The sequence below is a fragment of the Providencia sp. genome (genome assembly GCF_052096715.1).
Lineage (GTDB): Bacteria > Pseudomonadota > Gammaproteobacteria > Enterobacterales > Enterobacteriaceae > Providencia.
On sequence record NZ_JBQDNB010000006.1, the window covers coordinates 151,501 to 174,021 of the forward strand.

24 protein-coding genes and 1 other annotated feature are annotated in these 22,521 nt (G+C 39.0%); of the genes, 18 read left to right on the plus strand and 6 right to left on the minus strand.

The genetic code is table 11. The features are described 5' to 3' along the window. Positions 1–14 precede the first annotated feature (14 nt). The 5 genes from artJ to ACTH6U_RS07350 all read left to right on the plus strand — a co-directional run bounded on the left by artJ (position 15) and on the right by ACTH6U_RS07350 (position 3,938). Complete coding sequence (artJ, locus tag ACTH6U_RS07330; protein ID WP_294101177.1) at positions 15–758, plus strand: arginine ABC transporter substrate-binding protein; 744 nt, start codon at positions 15–17, stop codon at positions 756–758. A gap of 13 nt (positions 759–771) precedes the next feature. Further along, positions 772–1,512: an arginine ABC transporter permease ArtQ gene (gene artQ, locus ACTH6U_RS07335; RefSeq protein WP_336428523.1), complete on the plus strand. Its 741-nt coding sequence runs from the start codon at positions 772–774 to the stop codon at positions 1,510–1,512. Further along, positions 1,509–2,177, plus strand: coding sequence for an arginine ABC transporter permease ArtM (gene artM, locus ACTH6U_RS07340; protein ID WP_294101182.1), 669 nt, complete (start codon positions 1,509–1,511; stop codon positions 2,175–2,177). Before artQ ends, artM begins: the two co-directional genes overlap by 4 nt. Positions 2,178–2,364: 187 nt before the next feature. Further along, positions 2,365–3,039, plus strand: coding sequence for a hypothetical protein (locus ACTH6U_RS07345; RefSeq protein ID WP_441831918.1), 675 nt, complete (start codon positions 2,365–2,367; stop codon positions 3,037–3,039). A gap of 68 nt (positions 3,040–3,107) precedes the next feature. After that, positions 3,108–3,938, plus strand: a complete 831-nt coding sequence (locus ACTH6U_RS07350) for a hypothetical protein (protein ID WP_441831919.1) — start codon at positions 3,108–3,110, stop codon at positions 3,936–3,938. Between the two features lie 36 nt (positions 3,939–3,974). Here the strand turns inward: ACTH6U_RS07350 and rlmC are convergent, their stop codons facing one another. The 3 genes from rlmC to ACTH6U_RS07365 form a co-directional block, all read right to left on the minus strand. Continuing rightward, positions 3,975–5,105 (minus strand): 23S rRNA (uracil(747)-C(5))-methyltransferase RlmC, encoded by a 1,131-nt coding sequence (rlmC, locus tag ACTH6U_RS07355; protein WP_441831920.1) that lies wholly within the window; start codon positions 5,103–5,105, stop codon positions 3,975–3,977. Positions 5,106–5,242: 137 nt separating this feature from the next. Then, positions 5,243–5,758, minus strand: coding sequence for a YbjN domain-containing protein (locus tag ACTH6U_RS07360; protein WP_294101189.1), 516 nt, complete (start codon positions 5,756–5,758; stop codon positions 5,243–5,245). A 131-nt stretch (positions 5,759–5,889) separates the two neighbouring features. Beyond that, positions 5,890–6,219, minus strand: coding sequence for a YbjC family protein (locus ACTH6U_RS07365; RefSeq protein WP_294101199.1), 330 nt, complete (start codon positions 6,217–6,219; stop codon positions 5,890–5,892). A 177-nt stretch (positions 6,220–6,396) separates the two neighbouring features. Here ACTH6U_RS07365 and ACTH6U_RS07370 point away from each other — a divergent pair, with 177 nt between their 5' ends. Further along, complete coding sequence (locus tag ACTH6U_RS07370) at positions 6,397–6,660, plus strand: GrxA family glutaredoxin (protein ID WP_294101202.1); 264 nt, start codon at positions 6,397–6,399, stop codon at positions 6,658–6,660. Positions 6,661–6,934: 274 nt separating this feature from the next. Here the strand turns inward: ACTH6U_RS07370 and ACTH6U_RS07375 are convergent, their stop codons facing one another. Beyond that, on the minus strand, positions 6,935–7,354 hold the full coding sequence (locus ACTH6U_RS07375) for a secondary thiamine-phosphate synthase enzyme YjbQ (protein ID WP_294101205.1): 420 nt from the start codon (positions 7,352–7,354) through the stop codon (positions 6,935–6,937). 200 nt (positions 7,355–7,554) lie between these two features. Between ACTH6U_RS07375 and ybjG the strand changes: the two genes are divergently transcribed. The 3 genes from ybjG (at position 7,555) to ACTH6U_RS07390 (ending at position 11,911) form a co-directional block, all read left to right on the plus strand. Further along, complete coding sequence (gene ybjG / locus ACTH6U_RS07380; RefSeq protein ID WP_294101324.1) at positions 7,555–8,163, plus strand: undecaprenyl-diphosphate phosphatase; 609 nt, start codon at positions 7,555–7,557, stop codon at positions 8,161–8,163. Between the two features lie 854 nt (positions 8,164–9,017). Beyond that, on the plus strand, positions 9,018–10,328 hold the full coding sequence (locus ACTH6U_RS07385) for a serine/threonine transporter (protein ID WP_294101208.1): 1,311 nt from the start codon (positions 9,018–9,020) through the stop codon (positions 10,326–10,328). A gap of 215 nt (positions 10,329–10,543) precedes the next feature. Beyond that, positions 10,544–11,911: an L-serine ammonia-lyase gene (locus tag ACTH6U_RS07390; RefSeq protein WP_434720068.1), complete on the plus strand. Its 1,368-nt coding sequence runs from the start codon at positions 10,544–10,546 to the stop codon at positions 11,909–11,911. A gap of 108 nt (positions 11,912–12,019) precedes the next feature. On the opposite strand, the gene ACTH6U_RS07395 is transcribed toward ACTH6U_RS07390, so the two are convergent. Continuing rightward, positions 12,020–13,225, minus strand: coding sequence for a serine hydrolase (locus ACTH6U_RS07395; RefSeq protein ID WP_294101216.1), 1,206 nt, complete (start codon positions 13,223–13,225; stop codon positions 12,020–12,022). Positions 13,226–13,469: 244 nt separating this feature from the next. On the opposite strand from ACTH6U_RS07395, the gene ACTH6U_RS07400 reads away from it, so the two are divergent. Next, positions 13,470–14,093: a glutathione S-transferase family protein gene (locus ACTH6U_RS07400; RefSeq protein WP_294101219.1), complete on the plus strand. Its 624-nt coding sequence runs from the start codon at positions 13,470–13,472 to the stop codon at positions 14,091–14,093. A gap of 4 nt (positions 14,094–14,097) precedes the next feature. On the opposite strand, the gene ACTH6U_RS07405 is transcribed toward ACTH6U_RS07400, so the two are convergent. Then, complete coding sequence (locus ACTH6U_RS07405) at positions 14,098–14,925, minus strand: SDR family oxidoreductase (protein ID WP_441831921.1); 828 nt, start codon at positions 14,923–14,925, stop codon at positions 14,098–14,100. A gap of 269 nt (positions 14,926–15,194) precedes the next feature. After that, positions 15,195–15,322 (plus strand) — a sequence feature (His leader region). A gap of 40 nt (positions 15,323–15,362) precedes the next feature. Between ACTH6U_RS07405 and hisG the strand changes: the two genes are divergently transcribed. Genes hisG through hisIE form a run of 8 tightly spaced genes read left to right on the plus strand, consistent with a single transcriptional unit; the run spans position 15,363 to position 22,440 of the window. Continuing rightward, positions 15,363–16,262, plus strand: coding sequence for an ATP phosphoribosyltransferase (gene hisG / locus ACTH6U_RS07410; RefSeq protein ID WP_294101224.1), 900 nt, complete (start codon positions 15,363–15,365; stop codon positions 16,260–16,262). Between the two features lie 7 nt (positions 16,263–16,269). Beyond that, complete coding sequence (gene hisD / locus ACTH6U_RS07415) at positions 16,270–17,586, plus strand: histidinol dehydrogenase (RefSeq protein WP_434720071.1); 1,317 nt, start codon at positions 16,270–16,272, stop codon at positions 17,584–17,586. 3 nt (positions 17,587–17,589) lie between these two features. Further along, on the plus strand, positions 17,590–18,660 hold the full coding sequence (hisC, locus tag ACTH6U_RS07420; protein ID WP_441831922.1) for a histidinol-phosphate transaminase: 1,071 nt from the start codon (positions 17,590–17,592) through the stop codon (positions 18,658–18,660). 13 nt (positions 18,661–18,673) lie between these two features. Continuing rightward, on the plus strand, positions 18,674–19,741 hold the full coding sequence (gene hisB, locus ACTH6U_RS07425) for a bifunctional histidinol-phosphatase/imidazoleglycerol-phosphate dehydratase HisB (RefSeq protein ID WP_294101232.1): 1,068 nt from the start codon (positions 18,674–18,676) through the stop codon (positions 19,739–19,741). Then, complete coding sequence (gene hisH / locus ACTH6U_RS07430; protein ID WP_441831923.1) at positions 19,741–20,334, plus strand: imidazole glycerol phosphate synthase subunit HisH; 594 nt, start codon at positions 19,741–19,743, stop codon at positions 20,332–20,334. The genes hisB and hisH overlap by 1 nt, the downstream gene beginning before the upstream one ends. 5 nt (positions 20,335–20,339) lie before the next feature. Next, positions 20,340–21,077, plus strand: coding sequence for a 1-(5-phosphoribosyl)-5-[(5-phosphoribosylamino)methylideneamino]imidazole-4-carboxamide isomerase (hisA, locus tag ACTH6U_RS07435; protein WP_434720074.1), 738 nt, complete (start codon positions 20,340–20,342; stop codon positions 21,075–21,077). Beyond that, positions 21,059–21,835: an imidazole glycerol phosphate synthase subunit HisF gene (hisF, locus tag ACTH6U_RS07440; RefSeq protein WP_294101240.1), complete on the plus strand. Its 777-nt coding sequence runs from the start codon at positions 21,059–21,061 to the stop codon at positions 21,833–21,835. Before hisA ends, hisF begins: the two co-directional genes overlap by 19 nt. Further along, entirely contained in the window at positions 21,829–22,440 is a 612-nt protein-coding gene (gene hisIE / locus ACTH6U_RS07445; RefSeq protein ID WP_441829716.1) for a bifunctional phosphoribosyl-AMP cyclohydrolase/phosphoribosyl-ATP diphosphatase HisIE, read from the plus strand. Before hisF ends, hisIE begins: the two co-directional genes overlap by 7 nt. The last annotated feature ends 81 nt before the right edge of the window (positions 22,441–22,521 follow it).

A 22,521-nucleotide genomic window follows, 5' to 3' on the forward strand; every position in this document is an offset into this window, starting at 1 on the left:
TTTAGGATTAAGCGATGAAAAAAATTATATTAGCTGCGCTGCTAGGCGCTGTAACCCTATCTGCAACTGCTGCGGAAAAAGAAACTATCCGCTTTGCAACTGAAGCAACTTATGCACCTTTTGAAATGTTTAATGACAAAAATCAAATCGTTGGCTTTGATGTTGACCTTGCAAATGCCGTATGTGCAAAAATGAATGCCAACTGTACCTTCACACACCAAGCTTTTGATAGTTTGATCCCAAGCTTGAAATTCCGTCGTTTTGAAGCGTTAATGGCAGGTATCGATATTACACCAGAGCGTCAACAACAAGTTGATTTTACTGATACTTACTACCCGAACTCTGCGGAATTTATTGCCGTAAAAGAAAAGATCTCAACCGTTGATCAGCTTAAAGATAAGAAAATTGGTGTACAAAATGGGACTACCCATCAAAAATACATCATGGAACAACACAAAGGCATGACAACCGTTCCTTATGATAACTACCAATCCGCAGTTTCTGACCTGCAAAATGGTCGTATTGATGCTGTATTTGGTGATACTGCTGTTGCTGATGAATGGCTTAAAACAAAAGGCAATGAAAACTTAGCGGCTGTGGGCGATAAAGTGACAGATCCACAATACTTTGGTATTGGCTTAGGTATTGCCGTCCGTAAGGGCAACAAAGAGCTACTAGACAAAATGAATAAGGCATTAGCAGAAGTGAAAGCTGATGGCACTTATGACGTTATTTATAAAAAATGGTTTGAGCAATAATCGATAATTATTAATGAGCAACTTTCTATTTTTAACAAGCGCCGCCGGAATAACCGTCGGCCTTGCTGTTTCTGCCTTGGTACTTGGATTAATCCTAGCTATGCTATTTACTGCATGGGAATCTGTACGATTTAAGCCTGTTGCATTTTTAGGCACTTGTACAGTCACATTGATCCGTGGTTTACCTGAATTATTAGTCGTGCTATTTGTGTATTTCGGTACCTTACAGCTAATCAACCTATTAGGCGATGGCATCGCGATTAACCTCGGCTTTTGGCAAACAACTCTGCAAGTTGATCCCAGTATTTTCTTTGCTGATAGTGGTAACTTCGACTATACCCCATTTGCTTGTGGCGTTATTGCTCTAGCCTTGCTATATGCGTCATATGCTTCACAAACGCTAAGGGGGGCTTTAAAAGCAGTTCCTTATGGTCAATGGGAAGCGGGGCTTGCACTTGGTCTCAATAAACGCACCATATTTTTCCGCTTTATTATGCCGCAAATGTGGCGTCATGCCCTTCCGGGGCTTGGTAACCAATGGCTTGTATTGCTTAAAGATACCGCTTTAGTTTCACTGATTAGTGTTAACGATTTAATGTTACAAACCAAAACTATCGTTAATCGTACCAATGAACCTTTTACTTGGTATGCGATTGTTGGGCTTATTTATCTTGCAATTACTATTGTTAGCCAGTTAGTCCTAAAACGTATTGAACTGCGCACAACTCGTTTTGAGCGGAGTGAATCGAAATGATAGATTTGATTATTAAAATTCTACCGGGATTGCCGACGAGTTTATCACTAACATTTAGTGCGCTATTTGTCGCATTTTTATTGGCAATACTGTTCACATTAATTTTATCCCTTAAAACACCCGTTGTTTCCCAAGCTGTTAAAGTGTATATCACCTTATTTACGGGAACACCGTTACTGGTTCAATTCTTCTTAATTTATAATGGCCCAAGCCAATTTAAATCTTTGCAGAATTACCCAATGTTATGGGACTTTATTTCAACCCCTTGGGTTTGTGCGATGGTTGCACTTGCCTTAAACAGTGCAGCTTATTCCACATTACTGTTTCATGGTGCGGTTAAAGCTATCCCTTCAGGACAATGGCAATCTTGCCAAGCTCTAGGGATGAGTAAACTGCAAACAATGCGTATTATCCTACCTTATGCATTTAAGCGTTCGCTATCATCCTATTCAAATGAAGTGGTACTGATATTCAAGAGCACGTCATTAGCCAGTACGATCACCATGCTTGATATCATGGGCTACAGTAGCCAAGTATTTGGTCAAACGTGGGATGTCACCGCTTTTGTTGCCGCTGGTATTATTTATCTGGTGGTGAATGCACTCTTAACTATTGTAATGCGTATTATTGAACGCAAAGCCCTCGCCTTTGAACAGCGCAATTAGCCGCTAACATAGTATATTAAATTAACAGAAAGCTTGGTGTAAAAACTGAGCTTTTTTATTTTATATAACTTTAACTCTAAATTAAATTAATAATTTTCATTTTGAATGACTTCATTGTTTTTTGAAAGATTACTTATTGATTATAAGTAACATTAGATAATTATTATATATCCCGAGAATAATTATTATGAATAATATATTAAAGTACAATATACCTTTTCGTCAGGCCCCTGTTATTAATTATATCGCAAAGGAAATTCCGCATCGGTTTTCACATAAAATCACAAATATAGCCAATATAAGTATCATAACCCGTGGCATTTGCCATGGATTATCAAATGCTTTTATTATGTATGAAAACAATAACAAGGGTAAAGATTATATCAATGAAATAAATGGTTCTTTTAATTGCATAAATAGTATAAATGAAAATAAAAACACTTTTAGAAAATACTATCTAGATTCTATAAAATTATTTAGTAACGCTAATTTTGACCAGTTAATATCAACAAGTATAAATAATCAAAGTGATTATGATAAATCTTACTATTTCAACGAAATGTATGAAGATGTGAATAAATTTAATTTACCTATAAGAACTAAAAATCAATCTAATTTTGATTTCATCAAAAAAATAATAACAGAAAACAAAATAAAAGATACTTATAATAACCCTATTCATTTAATTGATGAAAGTGAAGTAATCGATTATATTTATTTTTTCTTCGACAGTGTGACTAACCCTAAATCTACTAAATATGGTGAATATATTGAATCATCAAGAAGTTCACAATTCAATCACTTACCTGAAATTAGAGTCGAAAATGAAATTCAAAATAAAATAAAAAAAATAAAATACTAACAAATGATGAAATAAAATGTTTTTTAAAAATAGCTTATCAAGCTATCGCTCAATACATTGATTTGAAAATGGCATCTAAGAAACTAAATGCTGGACTGATAAATGATGATACTAAACCAATTAATCATAAAAATAATAATTCTTATACTGGTGAGTGTATATCCATATCAAAAATAAAAGAAAACATAGAAAGAAAGATAAGTAACAATAAAAAATACTATTGTTTATTTGAAGTTAAAGAACACTGCATGGCAATATCTGTAAATTTTGATAAATATAATAAGCCAATATATAATTTCTTTGAACCTAATGAAGGAATTATCACTACTAATGATGAGGGAAAATTTATTAAGATTCTTGAGAGAGTTTTAAATAACTTTAATAAGGAAGGTAAGGCTTATAAAAATGACCTAGATGAGCCAGTCGTATATGTACAAGAAATAGAATCAAAATCAGGAAGTAATAATCGAATAACACCTTCAAAAGTAAACCTTAAAGATGTTCAACATCACATAAAAAAAACATTAATCAAAGATAAAGCAAAATTAGATTTATCAGAAAATTATAAACTACAATTAACCCGCCATGACCTAGAAAAAAACATAATTAAAGGTGTAATTTATGGGTTCAATCACAATATAAAAATCACGTCTAAAGACATGAATATTGATAGAATGGTAACAATAATCAATAAAAATATAGCTAAAATTAGTGTTAAAACTAACGCACTATTAATTAATAGCAATTATGAATTAGAAAAAAATACTTTTAGCAAAAAAGTAATAAAATTAAAAAATATTTTAAAGAAAAGTTATAATAAAAACCCAGCCGATAGCTTTATTCATACAACAAAAAACACAATGACTAAAATTAGAATTCCGCTAGAAACTGCCATATGATTTTTTATTAATAGCCAATAGTCTTTAGACTATTGGTTAATTTATTTTTTTTAATAACGTCAGCACTTCATAATGTGCCGTGTGTGGAAACATATCAAATAATTGTACTTTACATACCTGATAGCCCGTAAGATGTTCGAGATCTTGAGCCATCGTTTGTGGATTGCAGCTTGAATAAAGAATATATTCAGGCTGCATATGGGATAGATAATCACATAACGCTTTACCAATCCCTCGCCTTGGGGGATTAACTAAAACTAATTGTGGGATATCTTGACGATTCGTCGCAAAATTAGTCGAATCAAGCGCCTGAAATTCAACATGTTGTAAACCTAATTCAGCAGCTGATTGGCGCGCACAAGCAATGGCTGGCGCACTAATTTCAATCCCTGTTAATTTAGTTTCCTTGTCTGCACAATGCAGACCAAAACCGCCCACACCACAAAATAGATCCCATAAGCTGGTAATTTTTAATTCCCTAACCCACTCTCTTGCCGTTTGATAAAGCTTTGCAGCAACAACAGGATTGGTTTGGAAAAAACTTTGTGGGCGAATAAACAATGGAACTTGATTGAATTCTTCACGTAGAACATGTTGTTCGGTGAGCATAATTTCTTGCTCACCTTCCAGTATCGCCATATGAACAGGTTGAACATTAACGGTGATCACCGATAATTCAGGGAGTTGTTCCTGCAACCAAGGCAACGCATTTTTAAGTTGGGCTAATTTTTTTTCTGACCGTAAAACAAAACGCAACATAAATTGACCAGTATGCCAACTTTGCGTAAGAAGAAGATATTTTAATTCTCCACGCTTACGCTCAATATTATAGGGCGTCAAACCCGCACGAAGAATAAAAGACGTGAGCAATGAAAAAATAGCCGTGAATTCTTTCGGATACAAAGGGCAGTCAATTAAACTTACCGCCTTACCTTCTCGATTAACAATACCTAAAATTGGTTTTTCAACACTACCACTCACCACCATTTTAGCTTTATTACGAAATCGTTCTTGTAAGCCTACAATTGGAGGTAGAAAAATAGATGGCTCGAGGTACGGCAGTAAATTCTGCAGATTATCTTGTTTTTGGGAAATTTGTTGTTCCGGCGATAACTCAAGCCATTGGCATGAACGACATTCTCTTGCCATGTATTTTTCACAGTACATATTTTTCACAATGTATAATATTAATGGTGCAAATTATTTGTAGGTGCAAAAATTTACAAGGTTTAGTTTTCAGCAAAATGGCAGCATTATAAACAAGCGGTCATAAACAAGCCGTATCAAAAATAACACAATCACACTTAGTGAATGATAACCGAAGGTTTATCGTCAAGATCAGGTTCTAAGCTTTCATTTTCCCCATTATCTTCTTCTTCAAATTCATCATGGTTTGAATACAACAGATTATTGCTGAAAATTTCAAAGACAATCGCAGCAATTTGATCTTCTGCTTGTTGTAAGAAATGACAAAATTGACGGTAAGTCATACCAGGCTCAAGAGAAAATGATTGGCTAACAACTAATTTTGGTAGGTTTTCGTTGTTAATTTCAAGAAAAACTTTAGCCGTCAGCGAACTTGCGTTAATTTGGCTAATATTAGCCACTAACGTGATGATAGCAGTAGGTTTTAATTCCGCTAAAGCTGATAAAATAAGAACATTATTTAAAATATCTAGCTTCGCATCAAATATACCTTCGATATTTTGCATGTGCGGTAAATGTAACGCAGAACACGAATCACACTCAAAATAAGACGTTTTGAGCTCGTCTAGCCATGCACGAAGCTGTGAGATGTCTGGGTAACAAATAGAATCCATGGGAAATAACCTTCTTCAACTCAAAGTAAAAACTGATGTAATATTTATCTGTTAACTATGATACCGCAAGCGCCAACAGAAAAGCGGATAATTTTCACACATCCCCCCTTTAAACGCTAGCAAAACGAGCACTACTTACCGTTTTCATCCTTTTTTTCATCATTTATCATTGTATTTTTCAAATGAGTCTTTGAAGATGACTGATTATCAATGCCAAGAAAGCTTAATCCATGCACAGCGCGCCAAATTATATTAATCATTGCCGGAATTAAACAACCAACACCAACCATAATCAAAGTCACAATAGCCCCTTGTTGCATCATCGGCTCAGGCAAAGTGATATAATCATTGGTCACCAATAAAACAATAATTAACAAAATAATCCCCACAGCCTCTAGCACAATAACGGGTTTTGGCATGTCAGCTAACGAGCGCATCATATTTTGGGGCTTCTTACTCATTTCCCCTCCTTTTTAGACTTTACAGGGCGTTATTTTCAATAATCCTCAGTTTACTCTTGAATTATATGTAATCCCTATCGGTATGAAAGGAAAATTTGACTTTTATTTCTTAACTGATGTAGGCATAGTATTAGCCGTTACGATTAAAATCTGAGTCCAAAATACAAAGGAGATATTATGTACACTGTCATTTTTGGTCGCCCTGGCTGCCCATATTGTGTTCGTGCGAAAGAACTGGCTGAAAAACTCAAAAATGAGCGCGAAGATTTTGATTACCGCTATGTGGATATTCAAGCTGAAGGTATTTCTAAAGAAGACTTGTCTAAAAGCGTCGGTAAACCAGTAGAAACCGTTCCGCAAATTTTCATCGATGAAACACCTATCGGTGGCTACACAGATTTCGAAGCTTATGCAAAAGAACATCTCGATCTGTACAAATAATTATCACGACTAATCGCTTAATTTTCTACTCAACAAAAAAAGTCATACTCGCTATTTGATAGCTACGGTGACTTTTTTTGTTCTTTTTGTGCTATTTATCCTATTTCAATAACTAATTTCATTTTTATTTCACTTTGGTGAGAACTTTCCTTTTTAGATGGAGTCCTAATTTATGCCACTGCTTTTCTTTAATGTCCCCATATTGACGAGCCCGATAGCCAACTCTATGTTTAATGCTATCGGGTTTTTTATTTCTATTAATAAATTTCCCCTTCTACTCTCCTTGCAACGTAACTATTAGCCTTCGTTTCCCCCCAAAATTACGATGTTCACACAAGTATATTCCTTGCCAAGTTCCCATGTTTAACTGGCCTTGAGTAATCGGAATTGTCAAACTAGCCCCTAACAGACTACTTTTTAAGTGAGCAGGCATATCATCGCTGCCTTCATAGTCGTGTTTGTAATAAGGTTCATTTTCAGGCACCGCTTGATTAAAAAAACACTCAAAATCTTGCCTAACGGTATGATCTGCATTTTCATTAATGGTTAACGATGCGGATGTGTGCTGAATAAAAATATGGAGAAGCCCAATGTTGACCGATTTGAGCTCAGATAGCTGAGCTAGAATTTCATCGGTTATCAAATGAAATCCTCTCTCTTTTGCACTTAATTGTATTGATTTTTGCCACCACACAGGCTTTTCCTTGTAAATTGAGGATATTGAATAAATATTAATTGAGTAGATCCTGAACAAAACATCAATGTATTGCCATTAATTGCTAATATTAGGATAAAGGTGCTTTACCTAGCATGTCAGAATCTTTAATCTTTCGCACCTATACTGTACATCACACCAATGTCTTACTATCTATTTATAGCCCGAGGTACTGAACCGTGCTAGAACAAATAAATCTGGATCTTTTTAATCTGATCAATGCCACACCAGAGGCAGCAAGCGGCACGATTGCCATCGCTACGGTTATCGCTAAACGCTTAATCCTCATATTCCCACTCTTTACTGCCGCCTGCTGGTTTTGGGGTGCCCAACAAAATATGACTCGCCAGCGGGCTTTTGCTTGTAAAGCCGCTTTTGCTATCGTCATTGGCTTGGTAGTTTCTTGGATTGCCGGCTTTATCGCTCCCCATGATCGTCCATTTGTCATGGGATTTGGCACTAACTTCTTAGCTCATGACTCAACCCCTTCTTTTCCGAGTAATCACGGTACCATTGTGTTTACTTTCGCTTTAGCCTTCTTATTTTGGCTAAGAACATGGGTCGGACTCGTCATGCTTATTCCTGCAATCGTAATTGCGTGGGCAAGGATCTACTTAGGTGTTCACTGGCCACTTGATATGGTTGGCGCGTTTATTCTAGCTATTATTGCTTGCGGATTAGCTCAAATTGTTTGGTCAATTGGCGGTTATAAAATCCAAGCACCACTGACAAATCTCTACCGTCTAATATTTAGCACATTAATACGTAAAGGTTGGTTCCAACCTTAATGATTAAATTGAAGGTACTGGTAGGTATCTGTTACCAGTACTTTCAATGTTTTTAATATTGCGCTAAATCAAACTTTTCTTTTCTTTTTATTCTTCATCTGAAAAAAAATCAATTCATTAAATAAATTATTGAAACATTTTATTAACAAATATTTTGTTACTCTTTTTAATTATTTTTTTCGACGCGAAGAAAGTCATCTTTATTGTTATCCCAAGACGAGTAAATAATTAACATATACTAATGACAGCATAATGTACTGAACTAATTAATCACTCACTAAATCATTATTTAAATACTATTATTTTACTTTTAAATCAATATGTTAATTTTAATTTAAAATTAAATTTAATCGCTTTTGGTAAGTAAAAATAAGTATTTCCATATAAATAGATGATAATTTAAACACTATAACTAAAGTCATTAATATAAGAACATTTCTCAAACAGAATTTAATTCTATTAATAAATATCCAATTTCCTAACTGCTAACTAAATATAAAAATGTCTTAAAAAAACACATAAGTTAAATTTCATTAACATTTTTATAAAATATAATGTAAGTCTGTAAACATGGGGTATATTTCTCTTTTGAGATAGTGATCACGGCATTTTATTCTGGTAAAATGTAGATTCACACCCTCAAAAACCAGATTTAAACTTTACTGATAAAATTACAAAACTGATTGAAAATGAATTTAGTTTCTTTTTCAGTTTTATTTTCAATCAGATTGTTATGTAGAAAAATCTACTTTTAATTTGGCGATTAATTGTTCGAACCAAAAGATTAAAACATTCTTGCGATGATACATCGTTAGACATAAAAACTATTTTTGACTTTTATTTTGGAGACTATAATGGATACAACTAAAGTTGGTTCCATCGATACAAAAGCTTCTGGAGATCCTCGCGCTTGGCGTAAAACGGATACTGTATGGATGCTTGGTTTATACGGTACAGCTATCGGTGCTGGTGTACTGTTCCTGCCTATCAATGCCGGTATGAGTGGATTAATCCCTGTTTTGGTTATGTTAGTTTTAGCTTTCCCAATGACTTTTTTTGCTCACCGTGGTTTAACCCGTTTTGTTCTTTCTGGCTCAAAACCAGACGGCGATATTACTGAAGTTGTTGAAGAGCACTTTGGCCGTACTGCTGGTAACTGGATTACCTTACTTTACTTCTTCGCTATTTATCCTATTTTGCTTGTTTATGGTGTATCAATTACCAATAACGTGCACAAATTCCTAACTGAATTATTAGGTGTTACCGCACCACCACGTTGGTTATTAGCATTAATTTTAGTTGGTGGGATCATGGCTATCGTGTCCTTTGGCGAAAAATATATCGTTAAAGTCATGAGCATGTTAGTTTTCCCATTCATTGCTGTTTTAGTTGCCTTCTCTTTGTATATGATCCCATATTGGAATGGCGCGGTACTTGATACCCTGACATTTGAAGGTATTGCAGAAGCAGCTAAACATACGGGCGCCCAAAGTATTTGGATCACTATCTGGCTGACAATCCCTGTCATGGTATTCGCATTTAACCATTCACCAATTATCTCTGCATTCTCTGTAGCTAAACGTGAAGAATACGGTGATTACGCTGAACAAAAAAGCTCACGTATTCTTGCTTCTGCGCACATACTTATGGTGATGACAGTCATGTTCTTCGTCATCAGTTGCGTATTTACGTTATCTTCAGCGGACCTTGCACAAGCAAAAGCACAAAACATTAGTATTCTTGACTACTTGTCAGGCTACTTTGATCAACCATTCATTAAATTTGCCGCTGCGATTATTGCATTCATCGCTATCATTAAATCATTCCTTGGCCATTATTTAGGTGCTAGAGAAGGTTTTAATGGCTTAGTTGAACGCGCTTATCGTGCAAAAGGTAAAACCATTGATATCCGTAAATTAAACCGCGGCACAGCAATCTTCATGCTCGTGACTACATGGATAGTGGCAACACTGAATCCTGGCGTACTTGATATCATCGAAAGCCTTGGTGGCCCTGTTATCGCAATCCTACTGTTCCTAATGCCGATGTATGCTATCCATAAAATACCTGCAATGCGTAAATATGCAGGCAAAATTAGTAATGTATTTATCGTCATTATGGGTTGTGTGGCTATCTCAGCTGCGATTTACAAACTGTTTTTCTAATTAAAGAATTTAGCAGTATTTGAACCAAACCTGCCGCCTACATCTTAAGCATCTAATAGCAATTAGATAATTGAAGTGTAGGCCGGCACGGCAGGCAGAACTAATCTAAGCCACAAATATTCTCACATTTCTTATCTAGCTTTGCTAAGCCGCCCCTGTAACTCAAGTATCACGGGGATACTTAACTACAGATTCACAGCATAGGAATACGTACCATGATCAGCGTATTTGACATTTTCAAAATCGGTATCGGCCCTTCAAGCTCCCATACTGTTGGCCCAATGAAAGCGGGCAAACAATTTGTAGAAGATTTAATTCAACAAAACTTACTCACAAAAACTTCTCGTGTTGCTGTCGATGTTTATGGCTCTTTATCTTTAACAGGTCGAGGTCATGCCACGGATATGGCAATTATTATGGGCCTTGCTGGCAACCTACCTGACACCGTTGATATTGATGCCATACCTGCATTTATGCGTAATGTAGAACAAACCGGTAAACTTCAACTCGCCCAAGGGCAACATGAAGTTGATTTTCCAATTTCCGGCGGAATGAATTTTCATTCAACTAACTTACCGTTACACGAAAACGCGATGACAATTACCGCGTTTAGTGGTGATAACGTTTTATATACAAAGAACTACTACTCTATAGGGGGTGGTTTTATTGTAGATGAAGATCACTTTGGTAAAACAGATGATAATGCCGTACAGGTTCCCTATCCCTACCAATATGCGGCTGACCTACAAAAACACTGTAAAGAAACGGGTTTATCACTATCAGCTCTTGTGATGCAAAATGAGCTCGCATTGCATAGTAAAGACGACATTCATCAATATTTATCTGCTGTTTGGGATGTAATGAAAGCAGGCATAGAGCGTGGCGTGACGACTGAAGGTTTACTACCCGGTCCTCTTCGTGTTCCTCGCCGCGCAGCTGCTTTGCGTCGCCAATTAGTAACTAGCGATAGCACTAACACCGACCCAATGGCTGTTATTGATTGGATCAACATGTACGCTCTCGCCGTCAATGAAGAGAATGCGGCAGGGGGGCGAGTTGTCACTGCGCCAACCAATGGCGCTTGTGGAATTGTTCCTGCCGTACTGGCTTACTACGACAAATTTATTCGTCCAGTAAATGAAAATTCATTAACGCGTTACTTTTTAGTCACTGGGGTGATTGGTTCATTATATAAAATGAATGCGTCAATTTCAGGCGCTGAAGTGGGCTGTCAAGGCGAGGTAGGCGTCGCTTGTTCAATGGCCGCTGCGGGTCTTGCAGAATTGATGGGGGGAAGCCCTGAACAAGTTTGTATTGCCGCAGAAATTGGTATGGAACATAACCTAGGTTTAACCTGTGACCCTGTTGGCGGGCAAGTACAAGTGCCTTGTATTGAACGCAATGCAATTGCAGCGGTTAAAGCGGTGAATGCAGCACGGATGGCGATACGTCGTGTCAGCGACCCACGTGTTTGCCTCGATAAAGTTATCGAAACCATGTATGAAACAGGTAAAGATATTAATGCTAAATATCGTGAAACATCACAAGGTGGCTTAGCTATCAAGTTAGCATTCTGCGAGTAATAAGATATTCAGTTATCTAACAATAAAATGCCTATAACAATTTGAATTCATTTCAATATTATAGGCATTTTTTATTCACTTTATTGGGCTAATACTCAAAATCGGTCATTACCCAAAAATAGCACTCCACCAGCCGCTAATCGTTTTCATCACAAAATCCCACATACGACCGAAGAAACCGGCTTCTTCAACGGCTTCTTTAGCCACTAAAGGATGCTGCTCAACAATTTCATCATTTAAAATAAAATTAATTGTTCCCACCGCTTGGTTTTTAGCCAATGGCGCCTCTAAAGAATCATTGTTAAGTTTGATATCAACTTTAAGGTTTTGTAACTGCCCTTTCGGAATAGTGATGGACACATCACTTTCAACACCAAGTTCCACTTCAGATTTATCACCAAACCAAACTCTTTGTGTTTTTAGTGTGGCGTCAGCTTTAATTGGTGTGACTGTTTCAAAGAAGCGAAAACCCCATGTCAGTAACTTTTCACTTTCGGAAAAACGAACTCGGTCACTCGGTGCGCCAAGTACAACGGAAATCAAACGCATCGGTCCATCCGTCGCCGAAGCCACTAAATTGTGACCAGCCCCATTAGTATGGCCTGTTTTTACACCATCAACATTTAAGTTTTGGTTCCATAACAAACGGTTACGATTTGGTTGCTTAATTTTATTAAAGGTAAACTCTTTTTCTTTATGCAGGATATATTCGTCTGGCACATCACGGATCATCGCTTGGGTTAGCAACGCCATATCACGTGCAGTACTGTATTGTCCTTCAGAATCAAGGCCATGTACTGTTTTAAAGTGTGTGTTTTTCAATCCTATTTGCTGAACATATTGATTCATCAAACTCACAAATGAATCTTGGCTACCTGCAACATAATCAGCCAGTGCAATACTCGCGTCATTACCCGACTGAATAACAATACCTTTGTTCAAATCAAGTACTGAAACACGGTCTTTTGGCTTAAGAAACATTAAAGAGGAACCTTTTAGCACAGGATTACCCGTCGCCCATGCATCTTCCCCTACTGTTACCATATCTTGAGGTGTGATTTTCCCAGCTTTAACCGCCTGACCAATGACGTAACTAGTCATTATCTTCGTCAAACTTGCCGGATCTAAACGTTGATCAGGATTACTAGACGCTAAAATTTTACCGCTATTGTAGTCCATCAATACAAACGCTTTTACATCAACTTGTGGAGCAACCGGAGCCTGAGCCGCATATACACTGCCACTCACAGCAACTAAAAGACCAAACCCAACCCTTGCATAACGGGTTTTAAGGGACAATATTTCTCTACTCATCGGTTATTCCTTTACGAATTTTAATCAGTTAAACACTATTGCTGGAAATCACTAAACGATAAAAACTTCGCTGCGATAAAATAAGCTTACTAAATCAAATTATTCCAACAATTATAAATTTCTTTCTAATAGTAAAGCTTTCCGCATTCTCTGACCATCAGCAACAAATAAAGATTGTTCCTATAATGGAATTTCATCTATCTTAGGTAAGGTAAATGACAAAATAAAATTAAGGGAGAATGACATGTTAACTGTATGGGGTCGCACTAACTCATCAAACGTCAAAAAAGTACTTTGGTGTTTAGAAGAGCTCAATATTGCTTATAATCAAAAAGATGTAGGTGGCCCATTTGGCGGACTAGAGACACCTGAATATAAAAAAATGAATCCAAACAGCACTATTCCGACTCTACAGGATGATGGCTTTACGCTGTGGGAATCCAATGCAATTTTACGTTATCTTACGGAAAAGTTTGATCGCGCTCACTTATTATTGTCTCAGGATATACAAGAAAAAGCAGCAGCTGATCAGTGGATGGATTGGGCTGGTGTGAATTTATTTGATCATATCAAACAGATGATGAATAAAATTGTGCGCGTCCCAGAGGCAGATAGAGACCCTGAGCAAGCAAAAATCATTCATGCAAACATTAATCGCTTATTACAAATAGCAGATGATGCGTTAGCTACTCAACCTTATTTCAGCGGCCAAAAATTTGGTATTGCGGATATTGCTATCGCGCCACTGTTTTATCCGTGGCACGAAATTGTCACTGAGCGCCCTGCCTTCAACAATTTGGAACGTTGGTATCAGCAGTTGACCACTCGCCCACTATTCCAAAAAATTGTCATGGTACCGATTAAGTAATTAATTATAGCGTCATATTCATCGTGCTTGGGTTTTGATATTGATACTCAAAACCCAGTTCCTCGCAAATTCGATGACCATTGATAACCTTACCTTCTGGCTCATTATCTTCCATAATAAATTCAGGTGATTCTAATCCAAGTGACTGAGCTGCTTGGGAATAAAAATCAGACCGACTTGGATGAACTGGCGCACAAAGATTATAAATATGTCCACCTGTCGGCTGCTGAAGCAACAACAAAATTGCCGCAATCACATCATCTTGATGAACGATGTTCACAGGTTGGTTTGCGCCTTTTAATCCTTTTTTACCCGCTAAAAAACGCCCTGCATGACGATTTTCCCCCACAAGCCCCGCTAAACGCAAAATATCTACAGAAATATGAGGTAAATCATGCAACCATTGCTCCACACCTACTAATGCCTTTGCCGACTCAGTTTCGCCTTCAAGTGGTGTATCTTCATCAATTAGCCCTTGTACATCTCCATAAACGGAAGTCGATGAGGTAAAAATAATACGGGGCACATGAAACGCAATTGCACTATCAACAAGCTGTTCTATTGCCTCAATATAGGTTGCAGTATTCACCTTAGAAGGGGGCAATAAAATAACGACAGCATCACTTTGTGCCATCAATTGTTCTAAATCTTCAGTATCACATTCTAAGTTAGGCGTTAATTTTAAAGCATAACAATCAACACCGACAGCACGCGCCGCATCAACCCCATCTGAGGTTGTTTTGGTTCCTGAAACGCAAACACCTTGGGCTAATAATGCATTTGCCAAAGGTAAACCTAACCAACCTAAACCAATTATCGTTACTTTTTTCATTTAGTTGCCCCTAAATCGGCTAATAATGACACTACGTTTATTTACTAGGTTAGCTGAAAATCATTAAACTTCCGAACCTATTTTCTATGAGATTAATCACTATAAAAGTACTTTATATAACTATTATTGGTTATTTTAAAAAAAAGAGTTGCATTCATAGGCTAAAATCGGATAGGTTGAATACCAATGAGTATTTAACTCGACTGAATTTTTAAGCAGTTAACTAATTATATAACGGAAGCTATTATGACTCGTATTTCACGCAACCACCATCATCACCATCATCCTGATTAGTCTTTTAGGCGATGTGTGCTGGAAGACGATCAACGACTCTTCCGGTGGCTGAAATGCGAAAATAGAAAACCCTCGGAAGATAATCTTCCGAGGGTTTTTTTATTATTAATCAAAAAGATATTTAAGGGATTTAGGGTGTAATTATGTTGGATAAAACACGTTTAAGAATTGCAATTCAAAAATCAGGCCGTCTTAGCGAAGAATCAAGAGAGTTATTGTCACGCTGCGGGATCAAAATCAATTTACAACAACAACGTTTGATTGCTTATGCAGAAAATATGCCTATTGATTTACTGCGTGTTCGTGATGATGATATCCCAGGCTTAGTCATGGATGGTGTTGTTGACCTCGGTATTATCGGTGAAAACGTACTTGAAGAAGAATTACTCAACCGCCGTGCACAGGGTGATAACCCACAGTATAAAACATTACGCCGTCTTGATTTTGGCGCTTGCCGCTTATCATTAGCCGCTCCATTAGATTTCAACTATACCGGAGCTGAATGTTTAAACGGTTCTCGCGTAGCTACCTCTTATCCACACCTGTTAAAACGTTACTTTGACGGAAAAGGAATTCAATTTAAATCTTGCCTACTCAACGGCTCAGTGGAAGTTGCACCTCGTGCAGGCCTTTCAGATGCTATCTGTGACCTTGTTTCCACAGGAGCGACTCTTGAAGCAAATGGTTTAAAAGAAGTTGAAGTGATTTATCGTTCAAAAGCCTGCTTAATCCAGCGTGATGGTGAAATGTCAGCAGATAAACAACAGCTTATCGACCGTATGATGACACGTATTCAAGGTGTTATCCAAGCACGTGAATCTAAATACATTATGTTGCACGCGCCAAGTGAAACACTCGATGACATCATTGCTTTACTACCTGGTGCTGAACGCCCAACTATTTTACCACTGGCGGGTGACAAAAATCGTGTTGCTATGCACATGGTTAGCTCAGAAACCTTGTTCTGGGAAACTATGGAAAAACTCAAATCATTAGGCGCAAGCTCGATTCTTGTGTTACCAATTGAAAAGATGATGGAGTAAACACGCCATGGAACTGGGATTCAATCAACCAATCCGCTGGTCAACTTGCAGCGAAAAACAGCAAAGCACCCTACTAATGCGCCCAGCTATTGCAGCATCAAGCAACATCAGTGCGGCAGTTAGCCAGATAATTGACCAAGTACGCAAAGAGGGTGATATCGCCCTACAAGAACTTAGCCGACGCTTTGATAAAACAGATATTTCGACTGTTCGTGTGACGCAAGAAGCCGTTGACGAAGCCCAAACACGCCTTGGTGATGAAATTAAAGTCGCCATGAAAACGGCAATCAATAATATTCGCCGTTTTCATGAAGCGCAAATACCGTCCCCAATTACGGTTGAAACGCAACCAGGAGTCGTTTGCCAACAAGTCACTCGTCCTATTGATTCTGTTGGATTATACATTCCCGGTGGCTCTGCCCCCTTATTATCTACCGTTATGATGCTTGGTACACCCGCCAATATTGCTGGATGCCGTAAAATTATTCTTTGCTCGCCGCCACCGATTGCCGATGAAATTTTATATGCTGCAAAATTGTGTGGCATCACCGAAATTTTCCAAGTGGGTGGCGCGCAGGCAATTGCAGCAATGGCGTTCGGAACCCAAAGCATTCCAGCCGTGGATAAAATTTTCGGTCCAGGAAATGCTTATGTGACTGAAGCAAAACGCCAAGTTAGCCAAAGCCATGACGGCGCTGCCATTGATATGCCAGCAGGTCCTTCAGAGGTCTTAGTTATCGCAGATAGCCAAGCGAATCCAGCCTTTACCGCATCGGATTTATTATCACAAGCGGAACATGGCCCTGATTCACAAGTGATATTACTTACCGATGATGAAAATTTCGCGCAACGTGTTATCGACGAAACAGAAAAACAATTAGCTCAGCTTTCTCGCGCTGCGATTGCCAGAGAAGCTCTTAGCGCTAGTCGAGTGATTATTGCGGATTCAATTGAGCAATGTGTTGAAATCAGCAATCGTTATGGTCCTGAACATTTGATATTACAAACGCGTAATGCTGATGACTTAGTCGATTCTATCACTAATGCAGGGTCAGTTTTCGTGGGTGATTGGTCGCCTGAATCCGCCGGAGATTATGCGTCAGGCACAAACCACGTACTGCCAACTTATGGTTATACCTCAACCTATTCAAGCCTTGGATTGGCTGATTTCATGAAGCGAATGACAGTACAAAAACTTTCAGCTCAAGGATTATTAGGGTTAGCAACAACGATAGAAACATTAGCACAAGCGGAGCAACTCACGGCTCACAAAAATGCCGTTACCTTACGAGTCACCGAACTAAAAAAACAAAATAAGGAATAAGTGATGAGCCAAAATTTTAATGCCGCCAGCCTTGCTCGCGAAAATGTCAAAGTCATGACGCCATACATGTCGGCCCGCCGTCTTGGGGGGAATGGTGATGTGTGGCTCAACGCTAACGAATATCCAACCGCGCCTGATTTTCAATTTAATGAGCGTAATCTGAACCGCTATCCAGAATGCCAACCTGCTGCTGTGATCCAGAACTATGCGGCTTACAGCGGTTTAACCCCAGAGCAAGTTTTGGTCTGCCGTGGAGCCGATGAATCTATCGAATTACTCATTCGTGCATTTTGCGAGCCGGGTAAAGATGCCATGATGTATTGCCCCCCGACCTACGGCATGTACAGCGTAAGTGCAGAAACATTTGGCGTTGAGCAAAAGAAAATAATGGCGCTGCCCGATTGGTCTTTAAATGTGGATGCCATCCGTGAAAATTTACCCAATACTAAATTAATTTATATTTGTAGCCCAAATAACCCGACGGGCAATATCATCGATAATAAAGCGCTACTCGAAGTATTAGAAATGACAGCAGGACGCGCTTTAGTGGTTGTAGATGAGGCTTATATCGAATTTTGTCCTCAATACAGTGTGACTAGCTGGTTAGCTAATTATCCAAATTTAGTGATTTTAAGAACTTTATCAAAAGCATTTGCCTTAGCAGGCTTACGCTGTGGCTTCACCTTAGCCGCTCCAGAAGTAATCGAGATCTTACTCAAAGTGATAGCCCCGTACCCATTATCAACGCCTGTAGCGATGATAGCAGCGAAAGCTTTAGATAGTGATGGTATCAATACCATGAAAAGCCGCGTAGCCATTATCTCACAAAATCGAATCGCGCTATCTGAAGCCCTACGCGATTTACCAGTCGTTGAAAAAGTCTATCCAAGCGAAACCAACTATATTCTGGTGCGCTTTATCGATGGCGCGAAAGTGTTTAAAGCGCTTTGGGATAAAGGCATTATTTTACGCGATCAAAGTAAACAACCGGGGCTAGTTAATTGCCTGCGTATTACTATCGGGACAGAGACAGAAAATGTCCGTGTTATTGAAGCTATTGAAGCACTTTGTTAATTAGGAATAACTCATGAACCAGAAAATTCTTTTTATCGACCGTGATGGGACATTAATTACTGAGCCACCTACCGATTTTCAAGTCGATAGCCTCAGTAAACTGGCCTTTGAAAAAGCAGTTATTCCAAGTTTACTCGCGCTACAAAAAGCCAATTACCGCTTGGTGATGATCACCAATCAAGACGGACTAGGAACTGAAAGTTTTCCAACTGCTGACTTCGAGCCGCCTCATAACTTAATGATGCAGGTTTTTGAATCACAAGGTATTCAATTTGATGAAGTGCTGATTTGCCCACATAAACCTGCGGATAATTGCGCGTGTCGCAAACCTAAACTGCAACTTGTTGAGAAATATTTAGCCGAAGCCATTTTAGATACCGAAAATAGTTATGTGATTGGCGATCGCGAAACAGATATTCAACTTGCTAAAAATATGGGGATCAAAGGGCTACGTTATAATGCAGCCGAACTTGATTGGACAGCCATCGCGAATCAGCTGACTAAACCTAACCGCTATGCACGCGTTGAGCGTACCACGAAAGAAACCAATATCGTGGTTGAAGTATGGTTAGATCAAGAAGGTGGCAGCGAAATCAGTACTGGCGTTGGCTTCTTTGACCACATGCTAGATCAAATCGCTACCCACGGTGGTTTTCGCTTAAATGTTAAGGTCAATGGTGACTTATTCATCGATGACCACCACAGTGTAGAAGATACGGGCCTTGCTTTAGGTGAAGCATTAAGAGTAGCGCTTGGTGATAAACGTGGTATCGCTCGCTTTGGTTTTGTCTTACCTATGGATGAATGCCAAGCGCGCTGCGCATTAGACATTTCAGGTCGCCCACACCTCGAATATAAAGCCGAATTTAAATATCAACGTGTGGGTGATTTAAGCACTGAAATGATTGAACATTTCTTTAGTTCACTCTCTTATGCGATGGGCTGCACCTTACACTTGAAAACCAAGGGTAAAAACGATCACCACAAAGCAGAAAGCCTATTCAAAGTGTTTGGCCGTACCTTACGCCAAGCTATCCGTGTTGAAGGGAATACCTTACCAAGCTCTAAAGGGGTGCTTTAATGAACGTGGTCATCCTTGATACGGGTTGTGCCAATTTAGCCTCTGTCGCTTATGCGGTAAAACGCTTAGGCTACAATCCTATTGTCAGCCGTGATACCAACACGATTTTACAAGCCGATAAAGTCTTTTTACCGGGCGTTGGTACTGCAAGTGCCGCAATGGAAAAACTCGTTGAACGTGAATTAATTCCATTAATCAGAGCTCTCACTCAACCGGTTTTAGGCATTTGCTTAGGGATGCAATTAATGGGTAGTGTCAGTGAAGAAGGAAAAACGGAGATCCCGTTACTCGGTTTAATTGATAGCCCAGTACAAAAAATGGATGCCAATGGCTTACCCGTCCCCCATAGCGGCTGGAACCAAGTAAAAGCATTAGCAGGCCATCCTTTGTTTAAAGGCATCAATGACGATGCGTATTTTTATTTTGTACACAGTTATACGATGCCTATTTCAGCGAATACTATTGCGCAAACCTTATATGGCAACCCGTTTAGCAGTGCTGTAAATCAAGATAATTTCTACGGTGTGCAATTTCACCCAGAACGTTCAGGTGCCGCTGGCTCACGCTTGATTCAAAACTTTTTGGAGATGTAATTTTCATGATCATACCTGCATTAGATTTAATTGATGGCACTGTCGTTCGATTGCATCAGGGGGATTACGCCAAACAAACCGATTATGGCACTGACCCACTGCCTCGCTTGCAGCAATATGAAAAAGAAGGCGCAAAACTACTGCATTTGGTTGATTTAACTGGTGCTAAAGATCCGCAAAAACGCCAAATTTCATTATTGAAAAAATTATTAGCCGGCGTTTCCGTACCTGTGCAAGTCGGCGGTGGTATTCGTACTGAAGATGACGTAAAAGCATTACTAAACGCAGGAGCAACACGTGTCGTCATTGGTTCGACCGCAGTAACTCAACCCGAACTGGTCAAAACATGGTTTGAACGTTATGGCGGAGAAGCTATCGTTTTGGCGCTGGATGTCCGCATAAATGATAAGGGCATAAAAGAAATTGCGATTAGCGGCTGGCAGGAAAACTCAAATTTAACCCTTGAAGACGCCATTGAAATATATCGTCCTTATGGATTAAAACATGTCCTGTGTACCGATATATCCAAAGATGGCACTTTAAGTGGTTCTAACGTGGATTTATACCAAGAAATTAGCCAAAAGTTTCCAGATATCCAAATTCAAGCTTCAGGTGGTATTGGTAATTTAGCTGATATCGCAGCCATCCCTCCATCGGGTGCAGCAGGCGTGATTGTTGGGCGAGCCTTACTTGAAGGTAAATTTACTGTTGCGGAGGCAATCGAATGTTGGCAAAACGCATAATTCCTTGTTTGGATGTCCGCGATGGACAAGTCGTCAAAGGTGTTCAGTTTCGTAATCACGAAATCATTGGTGATATCGTTCCCCTTGCCCAGCGTTATGCAAAGGAAGGTGCGGATGAACTAGTATTTTATGATATTACAGCATCCTCTGATGGCCGAGTCGTTGATAAAAGCTGGGTCGCTAAAGTGTCAGAAGTGATTGATATTCCATTCTGTGTTGCAGGTGGTATTAAAAGTGTTGAAGATGCCGCACAAATTCTCTCCTTTGGTGCAGATAAAATTTCTATCAACTCTCCTGCGCTTTCTGACCCCACATTGATCACTCGCTTAGCCGATCGCTTTGGCGTGCAGTGCATTGTTGTCGGTATCGACACCTGGTTTGATGAAGCCACTAACGAATACCTCGTTTACCAATTCACTGGTGATGAAAAACGCACAGCACAGACCCGTTGGAAAACGTTAGATTGGGTAAAAGAAGCACAACAACGTGGCGCGGGTGAAATTGTTTTAAATATGATGAACCAAGACGGTGTACGCCAAGGTTATGATCTGGTACAACTGAAAAAAGTTCGTGAAGTTTGCCAAGTACCATTAATCGCCTCTGGGGGCGCAGGGGAAAAAGTGCATTTCCTTGATGCCTTTACCAATGCAGGTGTCGATGGCGCTTTAGCCGCTTCCGTTTTCCACAAACAGATCATCAATATCGGTGACTTAAAACAATACCTAGCCGAAAATGGAGTTCAAATTAGAGTATGTTAACTACAGAACAATGCAGCCAACTTGCTTGGCAAAAAGTCGATGAATTGATGCCTGTTGTCGTACAACACGCAACATCTGGTGATGTATTGATGTTGGGCTATATGACCCGTGAAGCGCTACAAGTCACCTTAGACAGTCGCAAAGTGACATTTTTTTCCAGAAGCAAGCAGCGCTTATGGACAAAAGGTGAAACCTCGAATAATTTCCTCAATTTAGTCGATATTGTCGCCGATTGTGACAGCGACACATTGCTAGCGTTGGCGCTACCCGATGGTCCAACTTGTCACAATGGAACCCAAAGCTGCTTCGCTCCAGCGCAAAGTGACTGGGGATTTCTCTTTGAGCTTGAAAACATACTCAAAGAGCGTAAAACGGCTGATCCTGAGAGCTCTTACACTGCCCGTCTTTACGCTAGTGGAACTAAACGTATCGCCCAAAAAGTCGGTGAAGAAGGTGTGGAAACCGCATTGGCTGCTACCGTTAATGACCGCGCAGAGTTAACTAATGAAGCCGCAGATTTGATGTATCACTTAATGGTTTTATTACAAGATCAAGATCTTGATTTAAGCGCAATTATTAAACGCTTAAAAGAGCGCCATCAATAATCACTCGGCTGCCTAATATTGGTAGCCTAAGCTTATTGACTCAGTGGGATGACGCTAATGTTTCCCACTTTGAGTTTTATT